The sequence below is a fragment of the Desulfitibacter sp. BRH_c19 genome, assembly GCA_001515945.1.
GTDB lineage: Bacteria > Bacillota > DSM-16504 > Desulfitibacterales > Desulfitibacteraceae > Desulfitibacter.
This window is the reverse complement of the sequence record LOER01000020.1, coordinates 1-8,082: the sequence shown is the minus strand read 5'-3', so window position 1 is coordinate 8,082 and position 8,082 is coordinate 1. Positions and strand designations below refer to the sequence as shown.

The following is an 8,082-nucleotide window of genomic DNA, read 5'->3' as shown; positions in this document are numbered from 1 at the left end:
TGTTAAAAATGGATTTATAAAGGTTGAAAAACCTTCTAATTTAGAAAGATTAATTGAAATAACTGAAGAGAGTAAAGAATTATTAAAGCAGATCTTAGATCAAACCGAAATTTCAGTTGAAGACCAAAAAGCACAAAGTCAGCTGTTAATGGAATTAAAAGAAGCATTATATGATAAAGATGATTCCAAAGCTAGAAAGATTCTTAAAGAATCTCTTGATATAGGGAAACAGGTGGCCATTCCATTATTGCTTGAATATATTAAGGGATTTGCAAAAGGATAAAGAGCTAAAAAAGACTATATGTAATTTTTTTGTGAATGAATATTAAGTGTGACATCATATAACAGAGTTTTACCGCAAGGGTGCGGTGTAGACAAGCTCTGGGGCAAGCCGCACCACATACCCTCTGTCACAAAGCTTGCAATATATAAGGTGAAATGAATGAGCAAGCTTTGCGTCAGCCCTGCGGGACGGATACGTCGGTAACACTCGGAACGTTGTGCGAAAGACTAATACGAGAGGATTATGATGATTATGAGATGTTTATTAATAGCTATGATAACTTTTATGGTCACTGCTTGTGCTTCCTTTAAAAAAACATCTGATGTTGGAAGCCGCGTTCTCTTATCAGAACAGGGTGTTCCATATAAGTACATGTTTTGTGAAAATAGCAGACTGAATTATTTGATTACTTACCCCAAAGAATATGACCCTGAAAAAAAATATCCCATGATTTTATTTCTTCACAGTATGGCCGAAAGAGGAAATGAATTACAAAAACTCATTAGAAATGATGAAGGGCAAGGTAACGGTCTTGCGAAATATGCACTTGAAAATAAATTACCTCAATTTATTACGATATCGCCTTTGTGTCCTGATGGAATTTATTGGTCATTCTTAACAAAAAGATTAAATAAACTTTTTGTCACTATCACAAATAATGAAAGTATTGATATTGAGAAAATTTATTTAACTGGGGTTAGTATGGGAGGTATGGGAACTTGGTCTTTTGCCATGGATTACCCCCAGTGGTTTGCTGGAATTGCTCCGATAAGTGGCGGTATTTATAAACCTTTCATGAGTGATAATATACAGAAAATAATTAATATTCCAATATGGGTATTCCATGATAAATTTGACAATGAAATACCTATTGAGAAAACTGTAGGAATTCTGAAGAAACTAGAAGAAGCTAAAGCTGAAGTGAATATAACAATATATGAAAAAGGTGAACACAACCTAAACAACATCGTTTTTGAAGAAGGAGCATTGTTTGATTGGTTTTTATCATGCAGAAAGTAGTCCATCGCACAACAGCGGGTATACAAAATGCCTGCCGCAGGCGCAACACAGGACTTCGCATACCCGCGGAACGTTATCTGCAACCCTAGCAATTTTTACTTTATTAAGGACAATATGCAAGCTTCGATTAATTAAAAGTATATATCTTTGGCTTCGGTTTGTCTTAGAACAATGTATGATTCTGTTTTTCTCAGATAATATTCGTGGTCGTATAAGGAAGTTATATAAACATGATTTGAGAGGAGAAAAGCAAAATGAATGTATGGATAAAAGAGCTGCTTAAGAATTTGGATAAGAATCTTGATGAGACTAAGAAAACTGAAATTATGGAAGCATGCGGTGAGAAATGCCCATTCACTCATCTCACTGATGAAAGGTTATTAGATATTAAGAAGGAATCTAAAGATGAGGTTGAATTTATAAAACAATTATCTCAGAAATGGCGAGTTAAAATTGAAGGTAATAATATATATGTTGTCTTTGATAAATGCTACTGTCCATTAATTAACGAAGATGTTAATGAAGCTTCGAAAACTCTTTGCTATTGTACACAAGGAAATATTAAAAAGAAATTTAGACTTGGCTTAGGTAGAGATGTAAAAGTTTTTATGGAGAAAACCATTCTTGCTGGAGATAGTGAATGCCGTTTTAAAGTATTAGTTTAATTGGCCATCAGCTTTTGATCCAAATGTGTTTGACCCGGATTGAATTTTTGGGCTTTGTTAGGGTATTTCCGACGGGCAGCAGATAACAGTGAATTCCCAAAATCTGAGAGAATATGCAAGTAGTAACCAGACTTCGGGAATTCACGGGACGATAGGACGGAAATTGCTCGCTGCGCTCACAATTCCGTCCTATCGTGGCGCGGGTTACACCCGCTGATAGGCGGGTTCGCGCTAAAGCGCTCCCAACATCGCCTATCAGCAGGTTTGCAAAATTGCTTTTCCGGACAAGAAAACCCTTGTCCTCCAAAGCAACTTCGCAAACCCGCGCCACGTTATATAAAATCGCGCGCGAGACCGCCGCGTCCTGCGGCGGATGGAATAAGAATTATTTCTGTTAATTGGAGGTGTGTGATGCGATTTGCAAGAAGCATTTTTATTGTTTTAGTAGTTTTAATTATTACTACAACATCATGTGGAAAGCATGAAATAATTAACTGGGAAGATGATCAATCTTCTTTAGAGACAGAGACTATTAATCAAGATAGCTTTGATTATGGAGATGAACTTACTTTTTATTTGAATGACGAAAAAGTCAATAATAATCCAACTGCTATAACCGTTGTCGAAAAATATCTTATAGCAATGAGGGAAAACGATTATGATACTTGGTTATCGACTCTTACACGTGAAAAACAAAGAGGATTTTCGAGAGAGATGAATGGGGATTTTGGTGTTATAAGTTTGAAGATTTTAGATATTCATTATGAAAGTGACACAGGCTATAAGCACAGTATATTAAAAAGTGAAAAAGCTAATGAAATAGGTCTAACGGCTGATAATATAGCCGTAGTCTATGCTCTTCATGACGTTAAGTATGATAATACAAAGGTTCCTACACAAAGTGGTGAAATTGAATGGCGTTTTGATTTAATTAGGAAAGACAACAAATCTCCATGGTATATTCAAGGATGGGGATATGGATATGGGGGAATTTGATTAAGGGGCCGACGTCCTGTCGGCCTCCAAGTCTGGGGGCGCGCGACTTTACATAACAGCCGGTTCCCGCCACTTAGAGGATGATGCATGCGGTCAGGGCGCGGCGGGAACCGGCAAGACGTTATATAAAATCGCGCGCGGGAGCCGCCGCGTCCTGCGGCGGATATCATTTTTTGGAGGAATGATAATGGGTGCATGGGGAACCGGAATATCTTCTAATGATGAATATATGGACATTTATTCAGAAATAATGGACGAATTTAATAAGGGTGTCCCTATTCAGACTGTAATTGATGACATTTTAAATAAGTATGAATCTGAATTTGAAGGTGATTGCAATTCATTACATAATCTTTACTTTGCATCAGCATTTTCAAGTTGGGAATGCGGTTATTATTATGAAGAACTTTATAATAGATTGAAGGAAATAATAACTTCAGGCAGTGATATTGAATGCTGGCGTGAGCTTCAAGGAGGAGTCATCTCCCCCTTGCTGGCAAATTATATTTACATGTACTGGATAAAATGTGGACGACAGAGTTAAAAGGATATGGGGATCTATATAGATATGCAGATGATGTCTGTTTAGTATGCAGGACGGAACATCAGGCAGAAAGAGCCCTAGAAGAAGTAGAAAAGCTAATGTGTCGCCTAAAGCTCACTCTACACCCGAAAAAAACAAAAATAGTAGACCTAAACCAGGAAGGTTTTGACTTTTTAGGTTACCACTTTTGTAAAATGAAATCCAAAAATAGTGGAAAAATTGTACCGTATGCATGGCCAAACAATAAGGCAATGAAGAAAATAAGAGAAGCAATTCGAGAGCAGACATCACGTAAAAACCTACCTAAGAACATAAAAGACGTAACGGATATTCTCAATCCAATAATACGGGGATGGAGAAATTATTTCTGCATGGGTAACGCAATAAAGAAACTCCAGGCTCTTGACCGGTATGTAAGATTAAAACTATTAAGGATGGCATACAAGAAGAGAAAGTGGAAAGAGAAAACCAAAATCAAAGAACTGTTTGAAAAATGGGTATCTACTAACAAACTCGAATACTTCTATCAAAGAGGTATATGTGGAACATAACCTTGAATGCACTAGGAAGAATGTTGTCGGAAAGCCCGGTGCGGGAGAACCGCACGCCGGGTTTGAAGTGGCGGGGGCTGGAAACGGGCTGTATAAGTACCGCGCCAGACCTCGACCCTACCTAAATCTGAGAGAATATGCAAGTAGTAACCAGACTTCGGGAATTCACGGGACGTTATCCGAAACCGTACGCATAAGGCCGCGCGTCCATGCGCGGATTTGAGATTAGTGGTGACTATTTCGTAGAAAATGTTAGAATATAAATTGTTTGTATTATACTTAGATAACAAGAATTTGACGTAGGGGGCAAGTTATGGGAATCACTGTCAGAGAATTTACAAGCGAAGATTTACCAGCTATGGTCATGATTTGGAACGATATCGTTGAAGATGGAATTGCTTTTCCTCAAATAGAGCTTCTTGATGAAAAAAGTGGAATAGATTTTTTTAATAGTCAATCATTTACAGGAGTGGCAATTGAGGACGAGACGGGTAAAATGGTCGGGCTGTATATCCTGCACCCAAACAATGTGGGAAGATGTGGGCATATTTCTAACGCAAGCTATGCTGTGAAGAGCGATGAACGTGGGAAAAAAATCGGCGAAATTTTGGTTTTGCACTGTATTGCAAAGGCAAAGGAAATTGGCTTTAAAATACTGCAATTCAACGCTGTAGTAATCTCAAATACTGCAGGGCTTCGGTTGTATAAAAAGCTAGGCTTTGTTCAGCTTGGGGTTATCCCTGAGGGATTTCTAATGAAGGACGGAAGTTATCAGGATATTATTCCCCATTATTATATGTTGTAAACAGACATGATCAACTGTATATAACACACTCGTATAATTAGAAATCTCTAGTAAGATATAAATGATGCGAAGGCTTAAGGGGCCGCCTTCCTTGGCGGCCTCTGAATCTGGGGGCGTACGGTATCGGATAACAAGGTGTTACCGTAACTTAGCCAATATGAAAGTAGTATGACGCTACGGTAACACCCAGACGTTATATAACATGGGAGGCAAAGCCGCCGCGTCCTGCGGCGGATTATGTGAAAGTGTTTTTAGAGCTTTCGTTATTACGTGAAAGAGGATGGTTATATGTTTAATGAAATTTGCATATATGAAGTAAAACTTGACAAGCAAGATGAAGTCGAAGCACTAATGAAAGAAGTAGCTGAATTTTACAAAGAACAGCAAGGTGTTATTGATGTAAAATACATCAAAAGAACCCATAGGCAGAAAGACTTCAATGCAGTAAAATCAGGCGAACCACCAGTTCCGTTGACACGCTATGTTGGTAAGGTTACTTATATACTGTATTGGGTAGTTGAAAATGAAGAAGTACATGCAAAGGTTTCCAAACTTGGACTTGAGAAGTTTTATAAAAGATGGAATCGCTGTTTGACAACCATGCCTAAAATCTTACTTGGAGAAAATATCGTGTAAAGCAAAGAGTATACAGTGATGAAAATTAATTCGCATCATTAATAATCATGTATTTAATAGGCGGAGCATTGTGGGATTTTAGGGGCCGACGTCCTGTCGGCCTCTGAGTTTAGGGGCCTCCCACGTTACATAACAAAGCATCTGCACAAGGGTGCGGATGAGCCAAGTCATGAAGAAAGGCTCCGGGAAAGAGCACGAAGTTTGCCGCACCACACCGTTTCGCCGGGTGACAAGCACCGCCAAGGAGAAGGGCTCCGAGGGTCCGGCTCAACGGCGTCGCAGATGCCCAACGATAGGACGGAAATTGCTCGCTGCGCTCACAATTCCGTCCTATCGTGGCGCGGGTTACACCCGCTGATAGGCGGGTTCGCGCTAAAGCGCTCCCAACATCGCCTATCAGCGGGTTTGCAAAATTGCTTTTCCGGACAAGAAAACCCTTGTCCTCCAAAGCAACTTCGCAAACCCGCGCCACGTTATACGCCATTTCCGGCGATTTTAGAGGGGGGTAAGATGATGACTAAAGAAGAAAAGTTAACTGCATTAGCAACTTTGTATGCTGAAGAAATGATTTATCCTTTGGAGTGCTATAAAAATAGTAGTATAGTGAGAATTTTTCAAAGAAGATATCCTAAAAATTATTACAGCCAGGATATTGAAGTTTTATTAAAAAATCAAAAGTATATTCGGGTACAAAGGGGTGCTGATTTGCCTTGGTGGGGAAGCAAGTATTTTGATGAAAAGCATAAAAGAATCATGATAATTTCAAATGATTCACTATCTCCAGATGCGGGCAGTATTGTATTTTATGCCTGCTTGATGCAAATTATTGACGAATACCAATATAGAGATTTTATTAGAGATTATAATTTGCCAAAATTTATTAGCTGGAAAAAATCAAAAGATCTTTTAAGTAGAATATCATCATTAGATAATATGTTTATAACTGATGCTTCAAAAGTTTACCGAAGGGGCTCATGGAATGATCGCGATTTTGATCACGAAAAGAGTAGACTTCTACTTAAAAGGGAGATCGAGATATGTAATCCTAACCTGGTTATATTACTGGGAGAACAGCCTCTTAAAGTTCTTGAGTTTAAACAGAAATATGCTAATGTTGTTGGGTCAGAAATTTTGAGCGCAGAAAGTAAGAAATTTATAGTTGCTCCTTTTCCAAGTAATGCAAATGCTCGTAATTATGAAGAGAGAGCTTACAATACTGAAAAATTAGTTAAGAGTATACTCGGAAACGGCGTATAACAAAGCATCTGCACAAGGGTGCGGATGAGCCAAGTCATGAAGAAAGGCTCTGGGAGAGAGCATGGTGTTTGCCGCACCACACCGTTTCGCCGGGTGGCAAGCACCGCCAGGAAGAAGGGCTTTGCGGGTCCGGCTCAGGGGCATCGGGAAGCCGAAACGTTATCCAAAACCGCTTAGCTTAATTATGAAATATAGTCAGAATGATTGATTTTATATCTGGTTTAAAGAGGTGAGAATAATGGATATTGTTGTTATGTTAGAAAATATCATTGAAGGACTAGAATTCCAAACTAGTGAAATGAGATCATTTTTAAACCTGAGAAGTGGAGAAGTAATAACAATAACAGATGAAGAGCTTAGGGCTGCCGAAGACGAAGAACCAATGGAGCAATTTCCTGAGTGGCAGCAAGATAATATTAGAATAGCTCAAGAGATATTAGAAGAAGAATACTATATTCCATTGCCATCCCAGTTTGAAATTAATGAATACAGCATAATGGAAGAATTTTGTTTGGATATAGAAGATGATAATCTTAGAGAAACCATGTATAGATCAATAAAGGGAAGTGGAGCTTTTAGAAGGTTTAAAAATTCAATAAGGAGATTTGCTATTGAGGAAAAATGGTATAAGTATCGTGATGAGGCAATTAAAGGAATTGCTATAGAATGGTGCGAAAGAAAAGGAATAACCTACAGATGATTATCAGAAAGAAAAAGAGAGTTGATGTTAATGGACAAGAAGAAAAAGGACCAGTTATGGGCAGAGGCAAAGAAAAAATGTTGTCTTAACCAAGAAACAATAAAAATGGCCAAAGAAATGGGATTAAATCCAATGAGCTTAATAAAAAACATTCCGAATAAGACACAGCAGTGGAAGGCACCCGTACATGTTTGGATTCAGGAAATGTACGAGAAACGCCAGGAAAAAGCCGCTAAGAAAGCATTGGGAAAAGCTACTCAAGATAAGCCAAAAGATTAATTGAAAGAGCAGAATAAGCAAGCTGGTCTCTACCGCGGCATCGGATAACACGAGCTTTCCCGCAAGGGGCGGTGGGGCAAGTTTTTGGGGCGAGCCGCCCACATGTCCTCTGTCACAAGACTTGCATTTGGAAATAGTAATTGGGGTAGGCAAGTCTTGCGCCAGCCCTATCGAGACGGACACGTCGGGAATGCCGGGAACGATAGGACGGAAATTGCTCGCTGCGCTCACAATTCCGTCCTATCGTGGCGCGGGTTACACCCGCTGATAGGCGGGTTCGCGCTAAAGCGCTCCCAACATCGCCTATCAGCAGGTTTGCAAAATTGCTTTTCCGGACAAGAAAACC

The 8,082-nt window shown here is 39.2% G+C and carries 11 protein-coding genes and 1 pseudogene; all 12 read left to right on the top strand.

Features of this window, described 5'->3' with window-relative positions; all coding sequences use genetic code 11:
* The 12 genes and pseudogenes from APF76_15035 (at position 1) to APF76_14980 (ending at position 7,736) form a co-directional block, all read left to right on the top strand.
* Positions 1 to 283: pseudogene (locus APF76_15035) on the top strand.
* A gap of 246 nt (positions 284 to 529) precedes the next feature.
* Positions 530 to 1,303, top strand: coding sequence for a hypothetical protein (locus APF76_15030; GenBank protein KUO51858.1), 774 nt, complete (start codon positions 530 to 532; stop codon positions 1,301 to 1,303).
* A gap of 254 nt (positions 1,304 to 1,557) precedes the next feature.
* Entirely contained in the window at positions 1,558 to 1,968 is a 411-nt protein-coding gene (locus APF76_15025; protein KUO51857.1) for a hypothetical protein, read from the top strand.
* A gap of 411 nt (positions 1,969 to 2,379) precedes the next feature.
* Entirely contained in the window at positions 2,380 to 2,964 is a 585-nt protein-coding gene (locus tag APF76_15020; protein KUO51856.1) for a hypothetical protein, read from the top strand.
* A 187-nt stretch (positions 2,965 to 3,151) separates the two neighbouring features.
* Entirely contained in the window at positions 3,152 to 3,508 is a 357-nt protein-coding gene (locus APF76_15015) for a hypothetical protein (GenBank protein KUO51855.1), read from the top strand.
* Positions 3,490 to 4,059 (top strand): hypothetical protein, encoded by a 570-nt coding sequence (locus APF76_15010; protein ID KUO51854.1) that lies wholly within the window; start codon positions 3,490 to 3,492, stop codon positions 4,057 to 4,059. Before APF76_15015 ends, APF76_15010 begins: the two co-directional genes overlap by 19 nt.
* Complete coding sequence (locus tag APF76_15005) at positions 4,049 to 4,282, top strand: hypothetical protein (protein ID KUO51853.1); 234 nt, start codon at positions 4,049 to 4,051, stop codon at positions 4,280 to 4,282. The genes APF76_15010 and APF76_15005 overlap by 11 nt, the downstream gene beginning before the upstream one ends.
* Positions 4,283 to 4,372: 90 nt before the next feature.
* Positions 4,373 to 4,864 carry a GCN5 family acetyltransferase gene (locus APF76_15000; protein KUO51852.1) on the top strand — a complete coding sequence of 164 codons (492 nt, stop codon included), beginning with the start codon at positions 4,373 to 4,375 and terminating at the stop codon, positions 4,862 to 4,864.
* Between the two features lie 288 nt (positions 4,865 to 5,152).
* Entirely contained in the window at positions 5,153 to 5,500 is a 348-nt protein-coding gene (locus APF76_14995; protein KUO51851.1) for a hypothetical protein, read from the top strand.
* 513 nt (positions 5,501 to 6,013) lie between these two features.
* Complete coding sequence (locus tag APF76_14990) at positions 6,014 to 6,757, top strand: hypothetical protein (protein KUO51850.1); 744 nt, start codon at positions 6,014 to 6,016, stop codon at positions 6,755 to 6,757.
* A 238-nt stretch (positions 6,758 to 6,995) separates the two neighbouring features.
* On the top strand, positions 6,996 to 7,457 hold the full coding sequence (locus tag APF76_14985; GenBank protein KUO51849.1) for a hypothetical protein: 462 nt from the start codon (positions 6,996 to 6,998) through the stop codon (positions 7,455 to 7,457).
* 30 nt (positions 7,458 to 7,487) lie between these two features.
* The gene (locus tag APF76_14980; GenBank protein ID KUO51848.1) at positions 7,488 to 7,736 is read left to right on the top strand and encodes a hypothetical protein; all 249 of its coding nucleotides are present in this window, start codon (positions 7,488 to 7,490) and stop codon (positions 7,734 to 7,736) included.
* Positions 7,737 to 8,082: the final 346 nt, after the last annotated feature.